The 24839-nt window shown below is 63.4% G+C and carries 21 protein-coding genes; 15 read left to right on the top strand and 6 right to left on the bottom strand.

The features are described 5' to 3' along the window. Nucleotides 1-90: 90 nt before the first annotated feature. The 5 genes from ACERJA_RS04950 to ACERJA_RS04930 all read left to right on the top strand — a co-directional run bounded on the left by ACERJA_RS04950 (nucleotide 91) and on the right by ACERJA_RS04930 (nucleotide 6168). Nucleotides 91-1305 carry a DUF4129 domain-containing protein gene (locus tag ACERJA_RS04950; RefSeq protein WP_373607148.1) on the top strand — a complete coding sequence of 405 codons (1215 nt, stop codon included), beginning with the start codon at nucleotides 91-93 and terminating at the stop codon, nucleotides 1303-1305. Beyond that, nucleotides 1298-2020 (top strand): hypothetical protein, encoded by a 723-nt coding sequence (locus ACERJA_RS04945; RefSeq protein WP_373607147.1) that lies wholly within the window; start codon nucleotides 1298-1300, stop codon nucleotides 2018-2020. Before ACERJA_RS04950 ends, ACERJA_RS04945 begins: the two co-directional genes overlap by 8 nt. Then, complete coding sequence (locus tag ACERJA_RS04940; RefSeq protein ID WP_373607146.1) at nucleotides 2017-3429, top strand: DUF58 domain-containing protein; 1413 nt, start codon at nucleotides 2017-2019, stop codon at nucleotides 3427-3429. Before ACERJA_RS04945 ends, ACERJA_RS04940 begins: the two co-directional genes overlap by 4 nt. Further along, the gene (locus tag ACERJA_RS04935) at nucleotides 3426-5102 is read left to right on the top strand and encodes a hypothetical protein (RefSeq protein ID WP_373607145.1); all 1677 of its coding nucleotides are present in this window, start codon (nucleotides 3426-3428) and stop codon (nucleotides 5100-5102) included. Before ACERJA_RS04940 ends, ACERJA_RS04935 begins: the two co-directional genes overlap by 4 nt. 61 nt (nucleotides 5103-5163) lie before the next feature. After that, nucleotides 5164-6168: an MBL fold metallo-hydrolase gene (locus ACERJA_RS04930; protein ID WP_373607144.1), complete on the top strand. Its 1005-nt coding sequence runs from the start codon at nucleotides 5164-5166 to the stop codon at nucleotides 6166-6168. A 98-nt stretch (nucleotides 6169-6266) separates the two neighbouring features. Here the strand turns inward: ACERJA_RS04930 and ACERJA_RS04925 are convergent, their stop codons facing one another. Further along, complete coding sequence (locus tag ACERJA_RS04925) at nucleotides 6267-7220, bottom strand: AAA family ATPase (protein WP_373607143.1); 954 nt, start codon at nucleotides 7218-7220, stop codon at nucleotides 6267-6269. A 143-nt stretch (nucleotides 7221-7363) separates the two neighbouring features. Here ACERJA_RS04925 and ACERJA_RS04920 point away from each other — a divergent pair, with 143 nt between their 5' ends. From ACERJA_RS04920 to ACERJA_RS04905, 4 genes are all read left to right on the top strand, one after another. Further along, nucleotides 7364-7822, top strand: a complete 459-nt coding sequence (locus ACERJA_RS04920) for a Tfx family DNA-binding protein (RefSeq protein ID WP_136350802.1) — start codon at nucleotides 7364-7366, stop codon at nucleotides 7820-7822. Nucleotides 7823-7879: 57 nt separating this feature from the next. After that, the gene (locus ACERJA_RS04915; RefSeq protein WP_373607455.1) at nucleotides 7880-8533 is read left to right on the top strand and encodes a hypothetical protein; all 654 of its coding nucleotides are present in this window, start codon (nucleotides 7880-7882) and stop codon (nucleotides 8531-8533) included. Between the two features lie 137 nt (nucleotides 8534-8670). Continuing rightward, a complete protein-coding gene (locus ACERJA_RS04910; protein WP_373607142.1) occupies nucleotides 8671-10653 on the top strand; it encodes a bacterio-opsin activator domain-containing protein in 1983 nt (660 codons plus the stop codon). 72 nt (nucleotides 10654-10725) lie between these two features. Continuing rightward, nucleotides 10726-11628, top strand: a complete 903-nt coding sequence (locus ACERJA_RS04905; RefSeq protein ID WP_006066322.1) for a DUF6293 family protein — start codon at nucleotides 10726-10728, stop codon at nucleotides 11626-11628. A 221-nt stretch (nucleotides 11629-11849) separates the two neighbouring features. Here the strand turns inward: ACERJA_RS04905 and ACERJA_RS04900 are convergent, their stop codons facing one another. Next, a complete protein-coding gene (locus ACERJA_RS04900) occupies nucleotides 11850-12902 on the bottom strand; it encodes a zinc-binding dehydrogenase (protein WP_373607454.1) in 1053 nt (350 codons plus the stop codon). A gap of 58 nt (nucleotides 12903-12960) precedes the next feature. Further along, nucleotides 12961-15561: an RND family transporter gene (locus tag ACERJA_RS04895; RefSeq protein WP_373607141.1), complete on the bottom strand. Its 2601-nt coding sequence runs from the start codon at nucleotides 15559-15561 to the stop codon at nucleotides 12961-12963. A gap of 182 nt (nucleotides 15562-15743) precedes the next feature. Here ACERJA_RS04895 and ACERJA_RS04890 point away from each other — a divergent pair, with 182 nt between their 5' ends. From ACERJA_RS04890 to ACERJA_RS04880, 3 genes are all read left to right on the top strand, one after another. After that, nucleotides 15744-16409 (top strand): hypothetical protein, encoded by a 666-nt coding sequence (locus ACERJA_RS04890; protein WP_373607139.1) that lies wholly within the window; start codon nucleotides 15744-15746, stop codon nucleotides 16407-16409. A gap of 291 nt (nucleotides 16410-16700) precedes the next feature. Next, the gene (locus tag ACERJA_RS04885; protein WP_373607138.1) at nucleotides 16701-19469 is read left to right on the top strand and encodes a valine--tRNA ligase; all 2769 of its coding nucleotides are present in this window, start codon (nucleotides 16701-16703) and stop codon (nucleotides 19467-19469) included. Nucleotides 19470-19705: 236 nt separating this feature from the next. Further along, nucleotides 19706-20062: a hypothetical protein gene (locus ACERJA_RS04880; protein WP_373607137.1), complete on the top strand. Its 357-nt coding sequence runs from the start codon at nucleotides 19706-19708 to the stop codon at nucleotides 20060-20062. Here the strand turns inward: ACERJA_RS04880 and ACERJA_RS04875 are convergent. Beyond that, on the bottom strand, nucleotides 20059-20751 hold the full coding sequence (locus tag ACERJA_RS04875; protein WP_373607453.1) for a DUF1405 domain-containing protein: 693 nt from the start codon (nucleotides 20749-20751) through the stop codon (nucleotides 20059-20061). The two genes, ACERJA_RS04880 and ACERJA_RS04875, sit on opposite strands and share 4 nt — an antisense overlap. Before the next feature lie 111 nt (nucleotides 20752-20862). On the opposite strand from ACERJA_RS04875, the gene ACERJA_RS04870 reads away from it, so the two are divergent. The 3 genes from ACERJA_RS04870 to ACERJA_RS04860 all read left to right on the top strand — a co-directional run bounded on the left by ACERJA_RS04870 (nucleotide 20863) and on the right by ACERJA_RS04860 (nucleotide 23297). Beyond that, a complete protein-coding gene (locus ACERJA_RS04870; protein WP_373607135.1) occupies nucleotides 20863-21642 on the top strand; it encodes an acetoacetate decarboxylase family protein in 780 nt (259 codons plus the stop codon). Nucleotides 21643-21724: 82 nt separating this feature from the next. Continuing rightward, nucleotides 21725-22633 (top strand): pyridoxal 5'-phosphate synthase lyase subunit PdxS, encoded by a 909-nt coding sequence (gene pdxS / locus ACERJA_RS04865; RefSeq protein WP_006066330.1) that lies wholly within the window; start codon nucleotides 21725-21727, stop codon nucleotides 22631-22633. A gap of 235 nt (nucleotides 22634-22868) precedes the next feature. After that, on the top strand, nucleotides 22869-23297 hold the full coding sequence (locus tag ACERJA_RS04860; protein ID WP_373607133.1) for a pyridoxamine 5'-phosphate oxidase family protein: 429 nt from the start codon (nucleotides 22869-22871) through the stop codon (nucleotides 23295-23297). Here the strand turns inward: ACERJA_RS04860 and ACERJA_RS04855 are convergent, their stop codons facing one another. Both ACERJA_RS04855 and ACERJA_RS04850 read right to left on the bottom strand, forming a co-directional pair. Continuing rightward, nucleotides 23298-23651, bottom strand: coding sequence for a hypothetical protein (locus tag ACERJA_RS04855; protein ID WP_373607132.1), 354 nt, complete (start codon nucleotides 23649-23651; stop codon nucleotides 23298-23300). It abuts the gene before it with no gap. 15 nt (nucleotides 23652-23666) lie between these two features. Then, nucleotides 23667-24554 carry a homoserine kinase gene (locus tag ACERJA_RS04850; protein ID WP_373607131.1) on the bottom strand — a complete coding sequence of 296 codons (888 nt, stop codon included), beginning with the start codon at nucleotides 24552-24554 and terminating at the stop codon, nucleotides 23667-23669. Nucleotides 24555-24839 lie beyond the last annotated feature (285 nt).

The raw sequence follows: 24839 nt of genomic DNA, 5'->3' as shown, positions 1-24839 counted from the left end.
CACGCTCGACGTTTTCAGCACGTTTTTGGCAACAAGACGTAAGTATCAGTTACATCAACTGTAGCCTGATCGATGGCTGCTGGATCGAAGATGAGACGACTGTTCGTGACGACTGCCGTTCTCTGTGCGGTCTGTGGGCTCGTTCTCGCCGCGAGTGCGATGCCGATGGTGGCGTCGGAATCGCCGGCAAGTGACTTCCTCGACGGCGATTCTGGCGAACGGACGGCTGAAGGAATGGATACTGCAGTTGCACAAGACGAGCACGCAGCGGAAGGGGCTGAAATCGGGGGACAGAACAGCCTCGACAGCGATATACCGGGTGGAGCGCTCGTAGAACGCACCGTCGACAGCGAGAATCCGGACGTCGAAGGCACGCTGTACGGACTGGCTGCATTACTCTCCGCACTCGATGGCGACTCGAGCGCCGGCAATGGCGGCAGCGTGGACGAGGCCGGTTTCGGTGACGCTGAGGAGGGGAGTACCGACGAGAGTAGCCTGGACAATGAACGCGGTGACGACGGAGGCACTGATGATGAGCCGGCGGATGAGAGCACAGCGGATGCAGACGGCGGTGACGACGGAGAAACTGATGATGAACTGGCGGATGAGAGCACCGCGGATGCAGACAACGGTGGCGATGACTCGAGTCTCGAGGATGCAATCCCCGGACTTTCCGATGGTGTGGTACTGGGTGGGCTCGTTGTGGGTGGCCTCCTGCTCATTGCCTACGTCTTCGCCACGCGATCGAACCCGATCGCCACGTTGCTCTCGATTCCCGGACGGCTCGTTTCGGTCGCGCTTTCGGCTGTCGTTGCCTGCTCGCAGGCGCTCGAGCGGGCGATCCGGGCGCTGGGCAGGCTGCGGTCGGTCGCCGAGTTGCCGGGGCTTGTGATGGCGACGCTCGTACATGTGTTCCACACGGCAGGAAAACGGGTTCGAAACGCCGGTTCGTCGCTGTTTGGCGGCGGGGTCGACGATTCGGCACCCGACGAGGAGGAATATGCCAGCGCACGTCAGCGGATCAGACAGGCGTTCGAGAGTGTGATCGACGCCTCACGGATGCCCCGTGGACGCGTCGCTACGGCGACACCAACGGACGTCGCCCGCAGCGCCCGTGATGCCGGTGCGCCCGACGACCCGGTCGAGACGATTACCCACACATTCCGTGACGTGGAGTACGGGGATCGTGACCCTGAAGCCCACCTTGAGCGGACGACGACTGCACATAACCAGCTTCGTTCGGCACTCGAGGCGACCCCAGACGAAGACGGAGCCGACGACCGTGGGGCCGATACCGATGAGTAGAACGCCGTCGACGACGGGACTCGTGCTGGGAACGCTCCTCGCGACGATCCTGGTTGCGGTCGGTGCAGTCGTCGCCATTCGGCCGGAACTCCTCCTCGAGCCGGTGCCTGAACTCGAGGCGCTGCTTGCGGCCGTCGATCCCGAACTCGTCGTCCTCGGACTCGCCGTGGTGTTCGTGCTGTTTGCGCCAACGCTCGGGATCGCTGGACGGCGTCGCTCGTCGTCGACGACTGCACTCGTCGCCCCAGACGCTCCGGCCGAGACCGGGCCACGATTCGATGACGGCTCTCCTCGGTCCGACCGACAGCCCGTCGTCGGCGCGACGGCCGAGGAACTGGTCACTGCGGCGACGGCGTACGACGATGAACCGCGAGCCAGTCGCGAGGAGGCACGGATGGCCCTCCTCGAGTCGCTTCGTCGAATCGCGGCGACTGCCTACGGAACCCACACCGGACGTGCCGACGACGCGATGGCGGCAATCGAAGCCGGGACATGGACTGACGATCCGCGTGCTGCTGCCTTCCTCGCGACCGCGGACGGGCCGCGGATTCCGCTGTGGCTCTGGCTGATCGACCTCGTAAGTACCGGCGAGCCGTTCGAACGGAGCCTCGAGCGGACACTCGAGGAGATCGATCGATTGCAATCAACGACGGGTTCGGGAACACCGACGGAGACGACACCACGAAATGCCGAGATCGAGGGGGTGTCGTCGTGACCGAAACGAGCCGACAGGCACGCTGGCAGGCCGCGCTCATCGGTGCGCTGACAGCGAGTTTGCTCGCGATCGTGCTCGGCGTTCCGTCGCTGTTTTTCCTCGCAATCGTTGCGCTGGGGTTCGTCCTCGTCGGGCAGGCGAGTTCGACACCCACACTAGGTTCGGATACCAATACCGACAGTGCCGACACGGCCGAGACCGGGACTGAGACCGATGCTGACACCGGCGGTCCGGTTCGGCTCGAGCGAACGCTCGGGGAAACCCGTCTTCGGCCCGGCGAGTCGGTGACGGTGACGCTGTCGGTGACGAACGAGGGGACGCGAGTCCTGCCGGATGTTCGTATCGCCGACGACCCGCCGGCGGACGTGGCAGTAACGCATGGCTCCCCCGCGTTCGCAACGGCTGTTTCGCCGGGTGAGACGGTCACACACGAGTACGAACTCACCCCACCGCGAGGCGAGCACGAGTTCGGCCCGGCGACGCTGCGGCTACGTTCGCTTCCGGCGACGGCTGTCACGACCGACGAACGCGAACCGGACGGCGACACGACGTTCGCCTGCGAGACGCTGCTCGATGGGTTCCCGTTTCAGGACCGAACGATCCAGTTCGTCGGACAGACGCCGACCGACGACGGCGGTAGCGGCATCGAGTTCTTTTCGACCCGTGACTATCGCCGTGGCGACCCGATCAACCGGATCGACTGGCACCGATTCGCCCGGACTGGTGACCTCGCGACCGTCGAGTACCGCGAGGAACGGGCCGTGACGATCGTCTTCGTTATCGACGATCGCCTGACTCACCACCGCGAGACTCCCGGTGGCGGTCCCGACTCGTTCGATCTTACCCTGTACGCCGCCTCGCGTGGCGTCGTCGCCTCGCTCGAGAACGGCAACCGAACCGGATTAGCGACACTGTCAGGGGAAGCGTGGATCGAGCCGGGTGCCGGAAGCGACGTCCGCCGACGGATCGACGCTGTCCTCGAGGACACCCGGTCTCCTGCTTCTGAATCGGCTGTCGACGATCCCCGCGCCGTTGCTGACGGCGGTGAGCAACCAACAGCGAACGCGTCCGCTGATGGGGATGCACTCGCGACCGACCTCGAGCGGCGGCTGCCACGCCGGGCACAGGTCGCGTTCTGTACGCCACTGCTCGACGACGAGGCGGTCGATCTCGTCGAGACGCTGCGGAGCCATGGCCGTTCAGTGACAGTTATTACACCCGACGTGACCGCTGGTCTCGCAACGGCGTCACCTTCGATGGGTGCCCGGATCGCTGGCCTCGAGCGGGCAAACCGAACGGCTGCTCTCCGCGGTCTCGGGGTGACCGTCGTCGACTGGAATCTCGACGATCGGATCTCGATCGCACTCGCGCGGGCGTTTCGGGCCGGTACTGGGGGTGGTGCGGCGTGACGCCCGACTCGATTACCGGGACTGGAACTGACCGTGGCCAGGAGGGGACGAGCGCTCGCTCGCGTCGGTCGGTCGCCCTCGAGACGGGAAAATACGCGCTGACGGCGGGCAGGCGGGGGCTCTGGCGGGCACTCGCTCGCCCGACCGCAAGCGATGTGGTGATGATCGCGTGCACGCTCGCGATTGGGATCGGGATCGGGATCGGCTCGCGGCTCGTCGGGTTCGAACTGGCCGCCCTCGCGATGGGTGCCGGACTCGGCGCGGCGATGGTGACGATGTTGCTTGGGAGCACACGTCCGCTCGTTCGTGGGCTCGGCGGCGTGCTCGTGGTCCCCGTTTCGGTACTGTTCTCCTCTCCCGCATTGCTGGCTGGTGCGCTCGTGCTTACGTCCTCGGGCATCGGCGTCGTGTCTGCCCTCACCGTCTGGGCGCTCGTCATCGCCGCGTTTGCGGCGGGCGTTGCCCCCTGGAATCGACTCGGAAACGGTGGCGTCCGCCGCGGTGCAACGGGGACGACGCTCGCTGCACTCGGCGTGGTCGGCGTCGTCGCTCTCCGGGTAGCCCCCGAGTCGGCCGTTCGCGACCGCACCAGCGCTGCCGTGGTCGACGTACTGGGGGTTGCTGGCGACGCCGTCATCGCCGCAAACGACTCGTGGGCGGTCGTCTCCTTTGCCGGCCTGGTGCTGCTCGCGGCGCTCATCTCGAGTCGGGCGCTTCGATATCTTCCGTTCGAGCGGATCGTCCCGCCCGATCGTCGTGGCTCGCTCGCAGCCGGCATCGCGCGGCTTCGGTGGGTCTGCTCGCGCGTGAGCCGTGTTGCGCTCGTCCTGGTGATCGTGGCAGTTGCCGCGTCGTCGGTAAGCGCGCGGTTCGAGACGAGACCGGTGACGCCCGCGGAACTGCAGACGGGGCTCCCCGCACCCGTCGGTACGGGGCTCGCAACGCTGGTGACGGCGTCGGGGCTGCGATTCGTGTTGGTTGTCCTCACTGCCGTCGCGCTCGCACTCCTGGGCCTCGAGTGGGGCCGTCGGCTCCTCGGTCGGAACGTCGCTCGCGTCTGTGCCCGCCTGCTCGCTCCGGTTGTCGGCGGGGCCGCTGTCACGCTCGTCGTTGCACAGGCACTGTCCGGGAGGGCACTCGAGACAGACCTCGAGGGGGCACTCGAGGGAGTGGTTCCGCCGTCGGTGGTCGAGTTGATCGGGGCGTTCCCGGCGTTTGCGTTGGCGGCGGCCGTGCTCGTGGTGACGCTGACCGTTCTCGGATCGATGTTATGGTTTGTTACTGTGGTACGCACGTTCCGGATCCTGCCCCCGCAAGCGATCGGAGCTGCGCTCGCGGCCGGTGCGGTGGGTGTCCTTGCGGTCGGGCTCGCGATCGCCGGACAGGTCGAGCCCGCGATCCTCACGGCAACGGGGGCGTTCGTGCTGTGGGACATCGGCGAGTACGCCGACGGCGTTCGAACGGAACTGGGCAGTGGGGCGGCGACGCTGCGGGCTGAACTCGTCCACATCGGCGGCGCGGTGTTAACCGGGGCGGTCGTCGCCGTCGCGACCGTGGCCTGTTACCGGTGGGCGATGCGAGAACTCACGATCACGACGCCGGCACACGCGGCGGTTACCGTCGGAACGGGGCTGCTCGCCGTCGTCCTCGTTGTGTGGGCGTTGCGAGGCTAATCACTGCCAACTGCTCTCGAGTCTCACAACAGTTTTCACGTTTTCCGTGTGATATACTGACATGGAGCGAATATCCTTGTCGAACTCCGCATTCGAGGGCAACAACAACACGTATCTCTTTAGCGACGGGCCGGAGACAGTCCTGATCGATACGGGCGACTGGATGGAGACGACACGCGAGCAACTCGAGGCCGCGTTCGACGAGCGTGAGCTCGAGTTTTCGGATATCGATCGCATTTTTCTCACACACTGGCACGGCGACCACACGGGGCTGGCAGGCGAGTTACAGGCCGCAAGCGGTGCCGACGTCTACGCCCACGCCGCCGACGCACCGCTCATCGAAGGCGACGAGGACGTGTGGGCCGAGCTGTCCGACCTGCAAGAGCAGTACTTCGAGCAGTGGGGGATGCCCGAATCCAAGCGGGACGTCCTTCGGGAGGTGTTGGCTGGCGGGAAGCCGACGGGCGAGTCGCCGACGGTGACGACGTTCGAAGACGGCGAGACGTTTTCGGTCAACGGCACCGATCTCGAGGTCGTCCACACCTCGGGCCACGCCGCGGGACTCTGTATGTTCGAACTCACACGAGCTGGCCGCCGTGAGGTGGTCTCCGGGGATGCGTTGCTGCCAGTCTATACGCCGAACGTCGGCGGCGCGGACGTCCGCGTGGAGCGCCCGCTCGAGAAGTACCTGCGTGCACTGCAGGGGATCGTCGACGCCGACTACGACCGGGCCTGGCCGGGCCATCGCGATCCGATTGACGACCCGGCCGCACGGGCCCAGTACATCATCGACCACCACGAGGAACGGTCGTGGCGGGTGCTCGACGCCCTCGACCGGAAGGGACCCTGTGATACTTGGACGGTCAGTGACGACCTGTTCGGCGACCTCGAGAGTATTCACATCCTTCACGGTCCTGGCGAGTCCTACGCCCACCTAGAACACGTAGAGCGGGCCGGCACCGTCGTCAGAGAGGGCACCGAGTACCGGCTTGCCGACGGCGTCGCCGACGAACTCGCGACGATAGACGCGGACCGCTGGCCACTCGAGTACTCTCGCAGCCACTGAACGTCACTGCACACCAGGTCGCATGGCGGCTATGCGATCTGTGTGTCCATCGGTTCAGTTGTTACTAAAGTGGCATCGCAAGCCTGGCCGAGAGGGGACTAGTCACCCATCGACGGCACCGGAACGCTGTTGACCGCCCCCTCGACGATCGTTCGCGGATCGACACCGCGGACGGCCGCCTCCGTCGTCAGAACGATTCGATGATCCAGCACGGGGTGAACAACCGTATGAACGTCTTCAGGGGCGACGTACTCCCGACCCGCGAGCACGGCGCGAGCACGACTCGCCTCGAACAGCCGTTGGAGTCCACGGGGAGAGATCCCGACGTCAACGCGGTCGTCCTCGCGGGTCGCCCGACAGACGTCGACCAGATACGCCCGAATCGCCGGATCGACGCTGATCGTCTCCGGAACCGCTTGCAGATCGAGTACCGACGTTCGGTCAACGATGCTTTCGACCGTTGGCGTCCGCGAGTGCCGGTCCGCCCGCCGGTCGAGCAACTCAAGATCGCCGTCGCGGTCGGGGTAACCCATTTTCGTTTTGATCATAAAGCGGTCGACCTGCGCTTCGGGGAGCGGGAACGTCCCCTCCTGTTCGACCGGGTTCTGGGTAGCGATAACGATGAATGGGTCCGGCAGCTCGCGGGTCTCACCACCGATCGAAACCTGGCGTTCACCCATCGCCTCGAGCAGGGCAGCCTGGGTCTTCGGCGGGGCACGGTTGATCTCGTCGGCCAGCACGACGTTTGCAAAGATGGGGCCGGCTTCGAACGAGAACTCCCCGGCGTGTTCGTCGTAGATGTGCGTGCCGGTGATGTCGGCCGGCAGCAGATCCGGTGTGAACTGAATCCGTGTAAACTCGAGATCGAGTGCCGTTGCCAACGATCGTGCGGTCAGGGTCTTTCCGGTTCCCGGGACGTCCTCGAGGAGGACGTGACCCTGGCCAACGACGGCGGTTAGAATAGTCTCGAACAGGTCCTCTGCACCGATGACGGCGGTTCCAATCTCGTCGAGGACGTCGTCGCACGTTTCGGCGGCCGCAGCAACGTTCATGTTCGATGAACAGTCACGCGATCGATATATACGGTTCGGCCGTTTCCAGAACAGACCGGGGAAGCTTTGATCCCGCCGCCGTCTTACTATTTATATATGGACGCACGCGAAATTCGGTGGTACCGAAAGTGGAGGCGGTCGCCATGATCGACGAGGTCGAGGAACTCCTCGAGGAGATCGGGTTCGAACCGGAGACGAGCGTGCTGACCCATCGGCAGGCACAGGTGCTCGTGTTGCGCGAGCGTGGGATCTCACAGGCCGACATCGCCGATGCACTCGGAACGTCACGAGCGAACGTCTCCTCGATCGAGTCGAGCGCCAGAGAGAACTTATCGAAAGCTCGCGAGACCGTCGCCTTCGCGGAAGCGCTCCGAGCACCAGTTCGTATCCGCGTTCCTGCTGGAACCGACCTCTATGACGTGCCACAGCTCGTTTATGAGGCCTGCGACGAACAAGGTGTCAAGGTCGACTACACTGCACCGGAGCTCATGAAAGCCGTCAGTGACGCTGCCGGCGCCGCGGTCACGGGACGGAAAATCTCGACACCGCTGATCGTCGGCGTCACTACGGAGGGCATGGTTCGGGTCCGTCACCAGGAGTGAACGCCGTCGCTCGAGCGACCGCCAGACCGAAAGGTGATGGTCGCGTACTGCCGCGTGATGCCGTCCGATCTGCCGGAGCCGTTGGCCACCTCGTGGCGCCCGCTTGGAACTCGAACGGGGCAGCTGAACGTCCTCGTTCTCTCGATTACTGCAGAGACAACGCTGTACGAACCCGTCGAACCCGCTGTCCGAGGGACAACAGTCGGCGCAAGCGAGATACCGGTCCGCTCGCTGTTTACCGTCGATCTCTCGTTTTCGCCACCACTCCCGAACGTCGGTATCCCGCCGTCGTCGGTCTTCTCGCAGGCAGCACCGAAAGCAAAACGCCAGTTTGTCAACACGATCGAAGACGAGGGGCTGGTCATCGACGGCACGCGAACCACCCTCGAGTTCGAAGCGACGAACGGGGAGTCAGGGGTCTGGTACGTCCTCGACGTGGGCTATCCCGTCGATCCCGACCTGTTTGGAACCGAAATCGATCCGATCGATGCAGAGGTTCACGTCGCCGTCTGGCCGACTGAGACGAGCTATGGGATGGCTGGCGGAACGGTCCCCCTCGAGAGCGTCGCCGACGCCGTCGGCGAGACGGAACTGGCCACCGCCGCCGATCTGCCAGCCGACATCGAGGTCACTCCGGACTGTGACCGCGAGACGATCGCAGAACTGGTCCGGACGATCGACCTCGAATCTGACGACGAAACAGCAGAGTAACAGTGGTTTCGACGATCGCTGGTGACAGCACTCAGCTCCGTTCGATGCCGAGTCTCGGATTGTCGAGTCGCGCCACTGGATCGCTGTACAACCTTGTCAATCGCTAGGCTTTTGGGATTGGCTAGCAGGGGACAGGTATGGGAGATGAACGGCGATCGGTCGATCCCGCCGGACTGGAACCCGACTCGAGCGCCGACCTCGAGGACGCGTTCGACCGGATCTCCGACGCCGCCTACGCTCTCAATTACGAGTTACAGTCTATCGCCGTCAACGACCGTGCCAGGGTGCTTTTCGGTCGGACTGACGATGACGAGACGACTACTGTCGCGGCATCGACGATCGAGACCATTCGATCACTTTTCGGGGACGCACACGAACGCGCTCTCGAGTCCCAGCAACCGATTACAGTCGAACAGTTCCACGACACCACAGGGACGTGGCTCGAGGCGCGGTGTTATCCGGACGAGACGGGTGTGACGGTCCTCGTTCGCGAGATTACCAGGCGTAAGGAACGAGAGCAGACTCTCGTCGACGGAAACAGACGGCTTCGGTCGATCTTCCAGGATGCACACGATGCGATCCTCGTCAGTGACGACGACGGCGAAATCGTCGCTGCCAACCCGGCCGCAAGCGAGTTGCTCGGCCTCGAGCGCTCGGCGCTGTCCGGGCGCTCACTCGATGAGTTCGTCCACGACGATATGGAGTCAGTCTGGACGGATCTCCGCGAGCAGGGACGGCTTTGCGACTCGGCCTTGCTGAGTCGGCCCGACGGCACTGAACGGATCGCCGAGTACAACGCCGTCGCCAACGTACTGCCCGGGTCCCATCTCACCATCTTTCGGGACGTCACCGACAATCGCCGTCGTGAACGCCAACTCGAGCGCCAGCGCGAACGGCTGGCGGCGCTCGATCACGTCAACCGCGTCGTCCGCGAGATCAACGATGCGATCGTCGACGGCTCAAACAGAGCCCAACTCGAGCGGGTCGCCTGCGAATCGCTGGCCGATTCGCCGTCGTACGAGTTCGCCTTTATCGCGGACGTCGACACCAGATCGAAACAGATCACACACCGTGTCGAGGCAGGAATCGACGACTACGTCGAGACGATTCCGCTGTCGACGGACGCCGACGACCCTGCTGGCCGTGGACCGGCAGGGACGGCGATTCGAACCGGGACGATGCAGGTGTCAAACGACGTCTTTTCGGATCCGTCGTTCGAGCCCTGGCATGAGGACGCCCGCGAGCACGGCTACGCCTCGGCGGCGGCGATTCCGATCACACACGACGACATCCTCTACGGCGTCCTTGGCGTGACGAGTGCCCGCCGGAACGCGTTCGCCGACGAAGAACAGGACGTTATCGGCCAGCTCGGAGATATTCTGGGCCACGCGATCGCCGCCCTCGAGCGACGGCGCGTGCTGTTGGGCGAGGAACTGATCGAACTCGAGCTCGTGATCGACGACGCCGTCGAGATTTTCGACGGCCCTTCGATGAGCGGCCACTCGGTCTGGTTCGACCGCGTCGTCCGGATCGACGACGAGCAGTATCTCGAGTACGGGACCACGGCCGCCGAGACGTTTCCAGTGGTGGAAACCCTCGTCGAGTCAGTTTCACACTGGGATGGCGTAACCGTGATCGACAAATCGGCCGGCGAGGTGACCTTCGAGCTGACGATCAGCGAACCGCCGATGATCGGCGTCATCGACGCCTACGGCGGCTACGTCAAGTCGGCAGCCATCGAGGACGGCGACTACACCACGACGGTGCGCTTTTCGACCGGAACGGACGTTCGAGATGTCGTCGACGAGATCACCGCGGTGTATCCCGGGATGCGGACCGTCGCCCGCCGACAGGTCACGCCCTCGAGGGAATCGATCGAACAGCTTCAGACCCGGCTGGCGGAGACGCTGACCGACCGCCAACAGGTGGCCCTCGAGACGGCCTACTACGGCGGCTACTTCGAGTGGCCGCGTCACAGCTCCGGCCAAGAGGTCGCCGACGCGATGGGCGTAACGCCCGCGACGTTTCACGAACACCTCCGGGTAGCCCTGCAAAAACTCATCACCGCGATCCTCGAGGAGCCGACGCTGCTCGACCAGGACCAGTCCGACGATCCCTGATCGCCGAGACCGTGACCCACGCTGCTCTCAACGTGGCGGGATTGATTACGATGTCGTGTCTACGTATCGCGTATGCAAACACATATTGTTCCGGTCGGCTTCGACTACGACCGGCTGATCGCGCCACTGGTTCGCGATCAGATCGACGTCGATAGCGTCATTTTGCTCGAGGGTGCCGTCGGCAGCGAGGCCAACGTCGAGTACTCCCGCCGGCTCTCGAAGAAACTCGAGACGGACTTTCGAAACCTGTTAGGGGCGAGTACGGAACGGTTCGTGCTGGCTGACGTCTACGATTACGACGCCGCCTTCGAGCAGGCCTACGAGCTCATCACCGCCGAACTCGACGCCGGCAACGAGGTCTGGGTCAACGTCGCCGCCATGCCCCGAACCGTCAGCTTCGCCTTTGCGAACGCAGCCCACTCGCTGATGGTCGAGCGCCAAGACGACCGCGAGCACATCCACACCTACTACACCGCCCCCGAGAAGTACCTCGAGACGGAACTCGCCGAGGAACTACGCGAGCAGATCACGCTGCTCGAGGAACTCAACGGCGCCGACGACCTCGAGGATGATCGAGTCGATGACCGCCTCGAGAGCGCACGGGATCTCCTCTCGGAGTTCGACGAACGCGGGACGACGATCGGTGCGAAGGAGATCGATGGCGGACACATCGTCGAGTTGCCCGTCGCGTCGTTCTCGAACGTCAAACCCTTCGAGGAACTTATTCTGTACAAACTCGGCGAGGACGGCGAGTTCGACTCAGTCTCGGAGCTCGCTGAAGCGCTTGCTCGCGAACTGAACGAAGAGTATACTGACAGTTTCCGTTCGAAAGTGATCTACAACGTCGATCGACTCGGTCCCGGCGGCAAAGGCTACATCGAACGCGAAGAACACGGGAAATCCTACCGGACGCGCCTTTCACGTATCGGCGAATTGTGGGTTCGGGCCCACTCCGATAGCGGCCTCGAGCAGTAACGGGTCAGCAGAGCACGGTTTCTCACCTCGGGTTGCACGTATTGTCGTCGGCCTCCGGTGGCCGACTCTCGAGGAGCATCGCTGAAGGGCTGTTGATTCGAGAGAAGTGACACACCAGAACTGACGACGCGGCCGTAGGATCATCTGGACGACTGTTCGTCGGTGCCGGCAACCGCGAACCGTCCCGCGAGTGCGCCGGCACACCGGCACAGGGGGCCGTCTCACTCGAAGTGGATCAGCGGCTTGATGATCCCGTCTTCTTTCTTGTCCATCATCTCGAAGGCGTCCTCGATCTCGTCGAACTCGAACTCGTGGGTCGTCATCTCGGTCGGATCGACCCGGTCGTTCTCGAGCAGTCGCAGTAGTCGTTCGATACGGAGCCGGCCGCCCGGACAGAGGTCGGTGACGATGTCGATCTCGGCCATCCCGACGCCCCACTCCTCGCGGGGGATGTGACGGAACTCGCCCTCGCCATGGTAGCCGACGTTCGAGATGGTCCCGCCAGGCTTGACGGCCTTGATACAGTCCTGAAAGGTCTGATCGGTGCCGAGCGCTTCGATGGCGGCGTCGACGCCCTCGCCGTCGGTGTGGTCCATGATCGCCTCGACCGGATCGACTTCCTGGAAGTCGACGACGTGGTCAGCACCGTAGGTTCGGGCAAGCTCTTGGCGCTTGTCGACTGTTTCGACGGCGATGATCTCGCCGGCGCCCTGTAACTCGGCTCCCTTCGTCGCCATCAGCCCAACCGGTCCCTGGGCGAAGACGGCGACGGTTCCACCGACCGGAATGTCGGCGTTTTCGGCCGCGGCGAACCCGGTCGACATCATGTCCGTCGTGTACAGTGCCTCGTGATCGCTGACGTCGTCTGGAATGTGTGCCAGGTTCCCGTCGGCGTCGTTGACGTGGGCGTACTCAGCGAACGTCCCGTCTTTGACGTTCGCGAACTTCCAGCCGCCAAGCGCCCCGTTCGACTGCGAGGAATGGCCGTCCTGTGCGGCTCTCGAGTTCCAGTCGGGCGTGATCGCGCCGACAGCGACGCGGTCGCCGGGCTCGAAGTCGCTCACGGAGTCGCCGACCTCCTCGACGACGCCGACAACCTCGTGGCCCAGCGTGAGGTTCTCGCGATCGCCGATCGCCCCGTGGACGGTGTGGCAGTCCGAGGTGCAGATCAGCCCCTTCGTTGGCTTGAGGATCGCGTCCGCCGGTCCCGGCTCCGGCGGCTCCTTCTCCGTAATTCCCGTCTCGCCGATCCCATCCATGACAAATGCGTTCATGCTCATTGTGCGCTATCTCGCGACATCGCCGACCAGCAAAAAGGTTTCAGCGACCGACTCACGCACTGACGCGCTCGAGCACCCGTTCACGAAGCACGAGCAGACACGGCAACACGGTGAGACAGGCGATAAACGCGAAGATGATGCTCAGGCCTGTCACCAGTCCGAACCGCTGTAGCGGTGGCGCGAGTGCCAGCGCGAGGACGCCGAACCCGGCGGCTGTCGTCGCTGCACTCCCCAGTAATGCCCCGCCGGTGCCGGTGATCGTCGCCGCAAGCGCCTCCTCGAGTGATGCGCGCTCGTCTCGTTCTGCAATAAACCGTTCGCCGACGTGGATGCTGTAGTCGACGCCGAGGCCGATCGCGAGGCTCGTGATCACTGCGGTCTCGCTGTTGAACGGCAGATCCAGTAGCGCCATCGTTCCGAGCAGCCACGCGAGCGCGGCGACGACGGGCGCAAGCGTGATCGCCCCGAGCGAGAGCGCGCGGTGGCGCACCCAGTAGAGGACCGTCAGGAAGACTAGGATCACTACCAGCGTGACGGCAAAGGCCTGCACGAGCGTCTCGAGCAGCGCATCCTGGACGACGGCCGTCGTCACGGGCCCACCCGTCGCAATCGCCGTGACGACGCCGCTGTCACTAATCGCGGCTGCCACCTCACGGGTGTCGTCGGCGACGGTCTGGGCGGCGGCGTCACCTTGCACGCTCACGAGGAGCCGCGCTGACTCGTACCCGCCGTCGTCGTCACGGTAGAGGACGTCGGATGCACGATCCGGATCGACCTCGAACAGCACGTCGTAGAAGCCGGCGACGTCCTCGTTCGGCAGGCGGTTGTCGGTGGTGTCGCGGTCCTCGAGAGCGGCAGCGACGGTTTCGTTCTCGGCTGCGAGTTCACGGATCACTGCTGGCGGGCCATCGATGGCTGCTTGCCCGCCTGGCCGAACGATGATCGTTCCGTCGCTGTCGACGTCACGGATCGCGTCGTCCATCGCGACGAGCGCGTCCGGATCCGTGACATCCCCGCGTATCAGTATCTGTGTCTGACTCCCCTCGCCACGGTCGGCGAAGTTCGCGCCGAGATACGCGGCGTCGTCGCTGATCGTGTAGGTCCCCGTCGCGAGCGGTCCGGGGAGCGATTTGGCCCACTCAGGGGCGTCTTCGGGGAGGAAATCCGCCTGGTTGAACTCCGTGTCGATCCCCGTTGCGCCGTATGCACCGCCGACGGCCAGGATGAGCGCGACGAACACGATTCCAAGCGGTGCCCGACGAGCGACCGTGACGAACTTCGAGAGCACGCGGTTGACGACGCTGGTGCCCGTCCCGAACGGTGGTTTCGCTCGGTTTCGGTCGAATCGACTTTCGAGGAAATCATCGACAGTCACCTTGAGCGCGGGTACCAGGACGGCAAAGGCGACGAACGTCGCGAGAATCCCACCGGCGCTCAAGATCGCGAAGTCCTGAATCGCCGGGAGCGGACTGACGACGTTCGAGAGGAAGCCGACACCCGTCGAGACGGTCGCTGCGGCGAGTGCGAGCACGACGCCCGTGAGTCCGAGCGTCATTCCGGCCCGTGCGCCGATTCTCGGCCCGTCGCCTGCTGTGCCGCCGTCGCTCGCTGCCCTCGCGCGTGCCTCGCTCGAGGCCTCGAGTTCGCCGGCTCTGGCCTCCCGGTAGCGCATCACGACGTGGAGCGCGTAGTCGATACTCAGCCCGATCAGCAAGAAGGGGACGGCGATCAACAGCTGACTCGAGGGAATCTCGAGCCAGCCCTGGATGCCCGCGAGCCACGCCATCACGACGGCGATGCCGAACAGTCCGATGAGAACGTCGACGATGTCTCGGTACGTGATCGCGAGCACCCCGAGGACGAGCACGAGCGCGACGGGCGTGATGATCGCGAAGCTGTCACCGACCGCGCTTGCCGACGCCGCGTCGGTGATCCCCTGCCCGAAGACGAAGGCGTCGTCGAATCGCTGGTCGACGAGTTCGGCGATCTCGACCTGTGCGTCGTAGGCTGCCTGTGGGTCCTCGTCGGGGCCGCTGTCGTCGACCTGGAAAATGAACGTGATCCGCGATTCAGCCTCGGTCGAGCCCGGTTCGTAGTTTGTCGGCAGGAACTCGTAGGCGTCCTCCCCACCCTGTTCGGCGTCGGGATTGAGCACGTCAGCAAGCAGCGCCTCGACTTCCTCGTCAGAGCGGTCCTCGAGTGCAGCGATCTGTTCCTCGAGGGTTGGCTCGCTCGTGTCCGGCGGACCCCCGGCAGCGGCCCGATCCTCGAAAACCGCACCCGTCGCGACGATGTTCTCGAGGCCGACGAAGCCCTCGTCCTCGAGCGTAGCGTTCAACTCGTCGTTCTCGCGGATCTCCTGTTGGAGGCGCAACCCCTCGAGTAACGACTCGCGAGTAAGGACGTCACCACCCTCATCGCGGACGACAAGTTGGGCGACGACCCCGTCGTCGGTGCCGTAGGTCGAATCGATCTCCTCGAGCGCCGCAGTCTCTTCGGAGTCAGTCTCGAACTGTCCGATCTCGCCGTCCTCGCTCTCGCCGAAGGCGACGCCAGCGGCGACGACGGCAGTCAGCAGTAAGACGAGGACGACGACGAGCCGGCTATGCGAGACGATCGTGTCCGCGTATCGGGCTGCAATGGACCCGCTCATCGGTCACCCCCGTTAGCCCGTTGGCCATCTGGCTGGACAGAACTCTGACTGACTGGCCGGCCAGTCCCGCTCGGTGGTGTCCGCCCAGCGATATCAGGAAACGAATGCATTAGCTGCCATTCAGACCGGGAGAGTCATAGCAGTTCGGATGGTATCGGGTGTTGTATAATCCGTATCCGATTATGAATTCCGACATCGACCGTGAACGCGGTGTGTTAAGTCCCGCAGATCGAGCCTATCTGCTCGGCGAGCGGGAGATGAGCCACGAGCAGTCCAAACGCAACGCCGAAGCGCGCATCCGGCGGCGAATCCACGCAGCGGTGCTCGACTTCGACCTGCTCTTGCATACCCTCCCCGAGAAAGACCGCAAACAACTCTTCGAGCGGGCGACGACCGACGAGGCGTTTCTGGACGGCCTGCGGGCACTGGTTGCCTTTCTCTATCTCGGCACCGAGAAGTACGGCGTCGACTTCGAGGATGTACTCGAGCCCGCGATCCGAAGCTCCGAGGAGTACCTCGCGGCGACCGACCGCGAGGCGAACGTCTCAGTCGACGTCACCCTCGACGTCGAGACGACAGTCGAATCCTCACTCAAGGGCGTTGCTGCGCGACTGGACGCCGACGAACCCGTCACGCCCAGAGAGCTGTTCTCGCTCGTCATGCAAGGGACGTACGACGCACGCAGCCACGACCGGATCACGCTGGTCAGGACCGACGATGAGCAGACGCCCGATGGCTTCCTCGAGCGACTGGCGTCGTATCTCGACGGCGAACTCAGATTCGTCAGTGACTCGCGGGCAGTGATTCGCCTCGAGGGGATGGCTGCGGATGCGGACGACCAGTGTTGAGACTGCCGAACAACAGTCAGTACCCGCTCGATCTCGTCTCATGGCCCGTCGCCTCCGGCGACGACTGTTCGCGTGCGATCAATGCGCAAGTGGCGGTATCAGACAGCCACGGGACGCACAGGGCTGTGAACCGACGCCGGGACGACGAAACACCTAACACCGTGCCCGGTGCTACGTTCGACTATGTCCGACGCCGTCGCGGTCACGGCTGATGCGCTCGACGGTCCGTGGACCGCCGTTTTTGTAGGGGCGACCTAGCCCCACACTCCCCACCCCGTTTCGACGGATGTATTGTCGGCGACCAGCATTCACCGAACAACGACCGGTATCACCAATGGACGAACACCATTCCCACGTCACGACGACGTATCGACGACGCCCATTTCGGGCGGTGAGAGCATGAGCATGGACGACCCCGAAGCAGCCGAACCGACGCTCGAGGGTGGCTACGACCCTGACGCCGTCGAAACGCGCTGGCAACAGCGCTGGGTCGACGAGGAGACCTACGCCTACGACGGTGAGCCAGGACAGGACCCGAACACGACCTACGCGATCGACACGCCGCCGCCGACGGTCTCGGGCAGCCTGCATATGGGCCACCTCTACGGCTCGACGCTGCAGGATTTCGCCGCTCGCTTCCAGCGGATGGCCGATGGCGACGTCCTCTTTCCCTTCGGCTACGACGACAACGGGATCGCGAGCGAACGCCTGACCGAGACGGAACTCGACATTCGCCACCAGGACTACGAACGACGCGAGTTCCAGAAGCTTTGCCGGGAGGTCTGTACGGAGTACGAAGCCGAGTTCACCGACAAGATGCAGTCACTCGGCACCTCGATCGACTGGTCACACACCTACAAGACGATCGAACCCCGCGTCCAGCGTATCTCCCAGCTGTCTTTTATCGATCTCTACGAGAAAGACCGCGAGTACCGCAAGAAAGCACCCGCGATCTGGTGTCCCGAATGTGAGACAGCGATCTCACAGGTCGAGACCGAAGACGACGAACGTCACGCCCACTTCAACGACATCGCGTTCGAACTCGCCGGCGATGACGCCCCGCGCGAGGAGTTCGTCATCTCGACGACGCGCCCGGAACTCATTCCGGCGTGTGTCTCCGTCTTCGTCCACCCTGACGACAAGGCCAACGAAGACCTCGTCGGCGAAACCGCCCGCGTCCCGATCTTCGGCCACGAAGTGCCGATTATCGCAGACGAGCGTGTCGACATGGAGAAAGGCAGCGGGATCGTCATGTGTTGTACCTTCGGTGACCAGAAGGACATCGAGTGGTACCAGGCCCACGACCTGCCCCTGCGCGTCGCTATCGACGAGACGGCGACGATGACCGACCTCGCCGGCGACTACGAGGGACTCTCGACTGAGGAGGCCCGCGAGGCTATCGTCGAGGACTTAGACGACGACGGATACCTTCGTGACCGCCGTGAGATCGTCCACGACGTCGGCGTCCACGAACGCTGTGACACCCCCGTCGAGTACCGCGTCTCCAAACAGTGGTACGTCGAGGTCTTAGACCACAAAGACGAGTATCTCGAGGCCGGCCAGGAGATGGACTGGTACCCCGAGAAGATGTTCACCCGCTATGAACACTGGATCGAAGGACTCGAGTGGGACTGGCTGATCTCGCGCCAGCGTGACTCGGGCATCCCGTTCCCGGTCTGGTACTGTAGTGAGTGTGACCACGAGATCCTCGCCGAAAAGGAGGAGCTGCCGGTCGATCCCCTCTCTGATGAGCCGCCAGTGGACACCTGTCCGGAGTGTGGCAACGACGAGTTCGTGCCCGAAGAGGACGTCTTCGACACTTGGGCGACCTCCTCGCTGACCCCGCTGATCAACGCCGGCTGGGACTGGGACGCTGATGACGAAGCGTTCACGATGGAGAATCCGGAACTCTATCCGTTCGACCTTCGCCCACAGGGTCACGACATCATCTCCTTCTGGCTGTTCCACACCGTCATCAAGTGCTACGAGCACACCGGTGAGGTCCCCTTCGACGCGACGATGATCAACGGTCACGTGCTCGACGAGAACCGCGAGAAGATGTCGAAATCGCGGGGCAACGTCGTCGAACCCGACGCAGTGCTCGCAGAGTACCCCGTCGACGCAGTCCGCTTCTGGGCAGCCAGCGCTGCCGTCGGCGACGACTTCCCGTATCAGGAGAAAGACCTCACGGCCGGTGAGAAGCTCCTGCGAAAGCTCTGGAACGCCTCGAAACTCGTCGACACGCTCGCTCCCCGCGACCCCGACGAGCCCGAGACGCTCGCGGCGATCGACCGCTGGCTGCTCGCGGAACTCGACGACGCCGTCGCGGATCTCACGGCCCATCTCGAGAACTACGAGTTCGCCAAGGCTCGCGACCGGCTGCGGACGTTCTTCTGGAACACCTTCTGTGATGACTACTTAGAGATCGCCAAGACCCGCGAGGACGAGCCATCGACGCAGTACGCGCTGCGGACGGCACATCGGACCTTCCTCGAGCTGTGGGCTCCGTTCTTGCCCCACGTGACCGAGGAGATCTGGCAGGCGGTCTATGCAGCAGACACGGACGACCTCGAGAGCATCCACACCCGCGAGTGGCCCACCCCACAGGGGTACGAGGCCGACCTTGAGGCCGGCGAGACCGCGATGGAGGTCATTTCGGCGCTGCGACGCTACAAGAGCGAAAACCAGCTGCCGCTGAACGCCGACCTCGAGTCGGTGTCGGTGTATGGCCCGATCGAGGGCTTCGAGGGCGCCATCCAGCACGTGATGCACGTCCAGGAGCTGTCGGTCCTCGAGGCCGAACCCGAGGTGGCGACCGAGGTCGCCTCGATCGATCTCGATTACTCGACGCTCGGGCCGAAGTTCGGCTCGAAAGTCGGTGAGATCGACGCCGGAATCGACAGCGGTGAGTACGAAATCGACGATGACGCTGGTGTGTTGCGAGTCGCTGGCGAGGAACTCGAGGACGACTTATTCGAGGTCTCCCTCGAGCGCACGTACTCGGGCGACGGTGAGATGATCGAGACCGAGTCGGCAGTCGTCATCCTCCAACACGACTGACCGAACAGTCTCTTTTCTGTCACTCATTTCCACTATCGCGTCGTATGGCCTCTGTCACTGACAGTCGCCCGTTTCGGGTCGTCCAGTGGCAGAGACAGTCTCGTTCGAACGAGTTTGGTTCACGGAACGTTGGAGAAAAGTTATAATTACTGTGGCGAAATCTCTGCTGTGCTCTGCTGAAGTCGCTCAGCGCCGAGATCGTCGTTTGCCGCCGCGTAAGCCGAGTACAGAGCACTATGAACACCGATACCACTGCTGTCGAACACGCCGATACTGACGCTGGTCTCCCCACGGATACGGTCTTCGAACTGCTACTCGAGGACCGACGTCGGTACACGTTGTACTACCTCTCCCGCAAGATCGGCGCAGTGGCGCTTGACGACGTTGTCGACCGACTCGCTCATCGAGAGGGAGCGCCGACACGCGAACGACGCGAAGAGATCCGCCTCGAGTTGCACCACAGGCATCTCCCGAAACTGATCGAATCGGGTGTAGTGGCGCACGATTCAGCCGCCGAAACGATCGAGCGCGAGCCGGCGGCTCGTGCGCTCGATTCCTATCTCGAACTCGCGTTCGTTGATGACCTGCGTTAGGTGCGCTGAGTAGACGTCGCCTCACACTTTTTGACCCGCGTTGCCAGTGCGAGAAAGAGCGCCAGCAGGACGAACGTCACTTCGCCCGCAGCGATGACGCCGAGTGCGTCCGCGGCGAGGAACATTGGTTCGTCGCGCGCGACGGGGATGACGGTGTGATGTGGCTCGCCGACGATCGGGATGAAGTAGTCGACGATCAGGTTACTCGTATACCAGACGGCGGCGACGGCAATCCCCCAGACGGGAAAGTCGGTGATTCGATGGAGCACGAACGCCTGCACGACCATCGCGAGATGGCTCCAGAAGAGAAACTGGAACATCAGCGGATGGAGGTACGAGTACGAGTCATAAAACGCAAGCAGCGTATACGGCGTCCACAGTCCCAGCACGATGTTGCCGAAAAATGCAAGCGACGTCAGCCACGGCTGTTCGTAGCCGAGTTTCCATGCTGCAATCGCCAGCGCGATAAACAGGGTCGCCATCGGGCTGTCGGGAACCCACGGCCACATGACGGTCGCCGTGGCAGCGAACTGCCCAGAGTAGTACCAGAACCCGAACGCCGTCCCGACGAGATTGATCGCGACGATGAGCCATGCAAACCGCAATCCGAAGTCTTCGATTGCCTTCGGCAGCGGCGCAAGATATCTCGGCAGTGAGTCCCGGTCGGGCAACCCAGTCGTCGCAGACATCGTTTCATCCGGCGTGACGGTCGACACCCGCAAAACAGTAGCGGTTGTCCTGCCTCGGGCGCTCGTTTTCAGCGCCTTGAGTATATCAGTCACCACACCGTTCGTCGCCGTATGGACGTCCCGACCGGCGATCGATCTCGAGTTACCCTCTCGACCGGTCACGAGATCGAGTTGCCGCTAGCGCTTTCGTGTACCGTCGGCGGCGTGACGGTTCCGGCCCAGCGCCGACGACTCGAGGCGATGCTGCCGGCCCCGCTCACGTCGCTCGCCATCGCACCCGGCGTCGGCTGCGTGACACTCGCGGGAATCCAGTACCATCGAGTCGGTGGACGGGGTGACGAGCGCGAAACGGCAGCCACCAGCTTCGAGCCATACGACGAGTTTGCGGTCATCGTCCCAGCCGTCCGTGGGAGTCGAACGACAATCCCTCTCGCACAGCTGGTCGGCGGTGAGGTCGGCGGCTATGTTCATTGGCTGCCCGTGACCACCGAGGCGTCGGTCGCACTTGGACGCGAGATCTGGGGGTATCCGAAAGAACGGGCCGCGATCACCGTCACAGACGGGCCACGCGGAATTCACACCGTCGTCGATGACACTGCCGGGGCGCGGGTTCGCCTCGAGGTCCCGCGACCACGGGCTCGAGTGGGCACAAGCGATCGTGACGTGTCGCTGTGGAGTTACACGACAATGAACGGCAAACTGTTGCGATCACGGATGCGGATTCAAGGGGAAATCACCGTTGGAACGCCGCTGGGAACGACACTCGAGATCAGCCCCCAGTTGCAGGCAGTGCTTGGGCTCTGGAACCGACCACTGGCCCGACTGCACGGTGTGCGAGTACACGCGTGGCTGTTCGATGGCGAGCCGGTCGCCGTGGTCGACGGGACCTAACTGTTGTCCAGTCTGTCACGAGAGGAGGCAAACACGGGGGAGAACGGACACGTGTAAGTACAATCGATCCTAACGGCGCGACATGACCGAAGACACCGATCTCGAGGAACTACGACGCGGGACTGACCTCATCAAACGAGGGTTCGCTCGGATGCAGAAAGGTGGCGTCATCATGGACGTCGTCAACAAAGAACAGGCCCGTATCGCAGAGGACGCCGGCGCGGTCGCCGTCATGTCACTCGAGGCCGTCCCAGCAGACATCCGCAAGCGTGGTGGCGTTGCCCGGATGGCTGACCCTGCGGACGTCGAAGAGATCGTCGAGGAGGTCTCCATTCCGGTAATGGGGAAATCCCGTATTGGCCACACCAAGGAAGCCCAGATCTTAGAGAGCGTCGGCGTCGACATGATCGACGAGTCGGAAGTCCTCACTCCGGCCGACGACGCCTACCACATCGACAAACGTGAGTTTACGGCCCCGTTCGTCTGTGGCGCACGTAACCTCGGCGAAGCGCTGCGCCGGATCGGCGAGGGGGCAGCGATGATCCGAACCAAAGGCGAAGCCGGCACCGGCGACGTCAATCAGGCCGTCCACCACCAGCGCACGATCAAAGGTGAGATTCGCAAACTCGAGGGCATGAAACACGAGGAACGCGAGGCCTACGCCCGCGAGATCGAAGCGCCCGCGGAACTGGTCCACGAGACCGCCGAGATGGGGCGTCTACCGGTCGTCAACTTCGCTGCGGGCGGAATCGCGACGCCTGCCGACGCCGCGCTCATGATGCACCACGAATGCGACGGCATCTTCGTCGGCAGCGGGATCTTCGGTGCGGAGAACCCCGAAGCGATGGGAGAAGCCATCGTCGAGGCGACGAACAACTGGGACGACCCCGACCGCCTCGCCGAGATTTCGAAGAACCTCGGCAAGGGGATGAAAGGCGACGCGAACGCCGACCTCGCCGAAGAAGAGAAGCTGCAGGGCCGCGGCGTCTAAGACGCCAGTAACGTCACAAAACCGATCTTTTGTCGCGACAGCTCGCGTCTGAAGCCGTTTCTCGCGCAACTGATACGATGAGTTATGATAGCCACTGAACGTCAGTGCGCACCCGATTGCACGCCAGCTGTGTGATCGGTATACAACCCGTTTCAGTTGTTACTATAATTGTTCGGGATACTCCCACAAATAGGTAAGTTAAATTATAAACTCGATCCCGAAAGAACACCAGTTGATGACCGCCACTGCACTGACTCGGGATGAAATCGACGCCTTTCTCCGCGAACAGGGCTCCGGTGTATTGTCGCTGACCGATGGGGCAGAAACGTATGCCGTTCCCGAGTCGTTCGGCTACGACGGTGGTAATCTCTATTTCCAACTGGTCTCCGACTCGGATAGCCAGAAACTGTCGTTCATCGAAACGACCAACACCGCGACGCTCACAGCTTTCACCGACGACCCCCCACGAAGCGTGCTCGCTCGCGGTCCGCTCGAGCCCGTCCCCGAGGCGGCTCACCAGCGTGCCTCGAGTGCAATCGCGGCGAACGCGACGATTCCGGCGCTCAACGTCAGTCTCGAGACGACGACTGACGAGCTTGCCTTCGAGTTCTACCGATTAGTTCCACGGGAACTGTCGGGGCGGGCGTTCGATCCCAGCCCATGATTACTCCCTGTTGACACTCGATTCTGCGTTCGCGTCTCTCTGGACCACGAACAATACGACGAGATACGTCACCAGCGCGCCACACATGACCGACAACACGCTCGAGGGCGCAACGACTGCGCCAACGGCGATACCGGCCAGTGCGAGGATGACACTCCCTCCCTGTATGAGAGGACGCTCCCAGTAGCGGCGAACGGCGTCGGGGTCTCGAGCGGCGGCGAGTTCGAATCCGAGCGTACCGAGGCCGCCGATGCTGGCAGCGACCCACGAAATCCCTGGCTCGACGATCACGAACGCCGTTCCAACAGCGACGAGAACAAGCAGTGCAAGCGCTGCGTCGGTCCGAGCGCCCATCGTCAGTGAGACGGGTTACGATCGGTCTGGATAGAGGCGTGCCCCCTCGCTGACGTGTGTCTGATAGGCTCGGCTCTCGATGTCGACGCTATCGAAGGCGTCGATCATCGCGCCGGCGATCGCGTTCTGGTCGCGGTCGTGACAGACTGCGAGCACGCCCGGACCGGCCCCGCTGACCGTGACGCCGGTCGCACCCGCCTCGAGGGCTGCCTCGTGGACTCGATCGTAGCCGTCGATCAGGGCGGTTCGCTGGGGGGTGACGATACTGTCGTTCATGCCACGGCCGACGAGCTCAGGATCGTCTCGAGTCATGCCGACGGTGAGCGTCGAGGCGTTGCCGACGGTGGCCACGACATCATCGAGCGATGCTGATCCCGGCACGACGCCGCGTGCATCGCGCGTCGAGACGGTCGTCTCGGGGAGACAGGCGACGACGGAGATCGAGGTGTCGACCTGTGTGACGCCGTCGTCGGTGACGATCGTGAAACCGCCGAGAATCGAGGGCGCAACGTTGTCGGCGTGAGCCTCGCCGGAAACGATCGCCTCACCCTTGGCTGCGATCGGAACCAACTCTTCTCGAGAGAGGCCACGGTCGTAGAGGGCGTTCAACGCGACGGCCGCACCAGCCGCGCTCGCAGCTGAGGAGCCAAGGCCCGACGATGGGCGGATTCCTTTGTCGATCTTAATATGTGCCGGTGCGTCGAGGGCGTCGGCGACCGCGCCGACGGTGTTCTGGTCAGGATCCTCCGGAATGTACTGGCTACCCGCCCCAGTAACGGTGATCCGAGTTTCCGGTGCGCGTTCGACCCGGATCACGTCGGCGGGCGTCCCAAGGGCAACACCGAAGACGTCGAAACCACTCCCGAGGTTCGCACTCGTCGCTGGTGCCCGCACGGTGAGCATGCCGATTCCTTCCAAGACTGCAGTCAAAAAGGTAGCGGACCACGACGACCCAATGGGCGAGGACGACTGCCATGAGACGAGATCTCAACCCATTACTCGGCGATATAGCTCCCACAGCGTTCGCCGACGGAACGCTTTCGATCGCCACTGACCGTTGGTGTACACTCGATCGCCCGGTGGCAGCGAGGACTCGAGCGAGAATCACGGACAGTTCGGTCGGTGTGGAACCCGTTTCAGCTGTTTTTATAAAATGGAAAGTAGGCAGATCGATCGCCGGCAACCGTC

Source organism: Natronorubrum sp. A-ect3 (assembly GCF_041821125.1).
Classification (GTDB): Archaea; Halobacteriota; Halobacteria; order Halobacteriales; family Natrialbaceae; genus Natronorubrum; species Natronorubrum bangense.
Note: the sequence above shows the minus strand (reverse complement) of the source record. Positions and strands in the feature narration are given on the sequence as shown.

Excerpts from the sequence above, each read along its gene's own strand:
- ACERJA_RS04950 (WP_373607148.1), top strand. The coding sequence starts at position 91 with ATGAGACGACTGTTCGTGACGACTGCCGTTCTCTGTGCGGTCTGTGGG.
- ACERJA_RS04945 (WP_373607147.1), top strand. The coding sequence starts at position 1,298 with ATGAGTAGAACGCCGTCGACGACGGGACTCGTGCTGGGAACGCTCCTC.
- ACERJA_RS04930 (WP_373607144.1), top strand. The coding sequence starts at position 5,164 with ATGGAGCGAATATCCTTGTCGAACTCCGCATTCGAGGGCAACAACAAC.
- ACERJA_RS04925 (WP_373607143.1), bottom strand. The coding sequence starts at position 7,220 with ATGAACGTTGCTGCGGCCGCCGAAACGTGCGACGACGTCCTCGACGAG.
- ACERJA_RS04920 (WP_136350802.1), top strand. The coding sequence starts at position 7,364 with ATGATCGACGAGGTCGAGGAACTCCTCGAGGAGATCGGGTTCGAACCG.
- ACERJA_RS04915 (WP_373607455.1), top strand. The coding sequence starts at position 7,880 with ATGCCGTCCGATCTGCCGGAGCCGTTGGCCACCTCGTGGCGCCCGCTT.
- ACERJA_RS04910 (WP_373607142.1), top strand. The coding sequence starts at position 8,671 with ATGGGAGATGAACGGCGATCGGTCGATCCCGCCGGACTGGAACCCGAC.
- ACERJA_RS04905 (WP_006066322.1), top strand. The coding sequence starts at position 10,726 with ATGCAAACACATATTGTTCCGGTCGGCTTCGACTACGACCGGCTGATC.
- ACERJA_RS04900 (WP_373607454.1), bottom strand. The coding sequence starts at position 12,902 with ATGAACGCATTTGTCATGGATGGGATCGGCGAGACGGGAATTACGGAG.
- ACERJA_RS04895 (WP_373607141.1), bottom strand. The coding sequence starts at position 15,561 with ATGAGCGGGTCCATTGCAGCCCGATACGCGGACACGATCGTCTCGCAT.
- ACERJA_RS04890 (WP_373607139.1), top strand. The coding sequence starts at position 15,744 with ATGAATTCCGACATCGACCGTGAACGCGGTGTGTTAAGTCCCGCAGAT.
- ACERJA_RS04880 (WP_373607137.1), top strand. The coding sequence starts at position 19,706 with ATGAACACCGATACCACTGCTGTCGAACACGCCGATACTGACGCTGGT.
- ACERJA_RS04875 (WP_373607453.1), bottom strand. The coding sequence starts at position 20,751 with ATGTCTGCGACGACTGGGTTGCCCGACCGGGACTCACTGCCGAGATAT.
- ACERJA_RS04870 (WP_373607135.1), top strand. The coding sequence starts at position 20,863 with ATGGACGTCCCGACCGGCGATCGATCTCGAGTTACCCTCTCGACCGGT.
- pdxS (WP_006066330.1), top strand. The coding sequence starts at position 21,725 with ATGACCGAAGACACCGATCTCGAGGAACTACGACGCGGGACTGACCTC.
- ACERJA_RS04860 (WP_373607133.1), top strand. The coding sequence starts at position 22,869 with ATGACCGCCACTGCACTGACTCGGGATGAAATCGACGCCTTTCTCCGC.
- ACERJA_RS04855 (WP_373607132.1), bottom strand. The coding sequence starts at position 23,651 with ATGGGCGCTCGGACCGACGCAGCGCTTGCACTGCTTGTTCTCGTCGCT.
- ACERJA_RS04850 (WP_373607131.1), bottom strand. The coding sequence starts at position 24,554 with ATGCTCACCGTGCGGGCACCAGCGACGAGTGCGAACCTCGGGAGTGGT.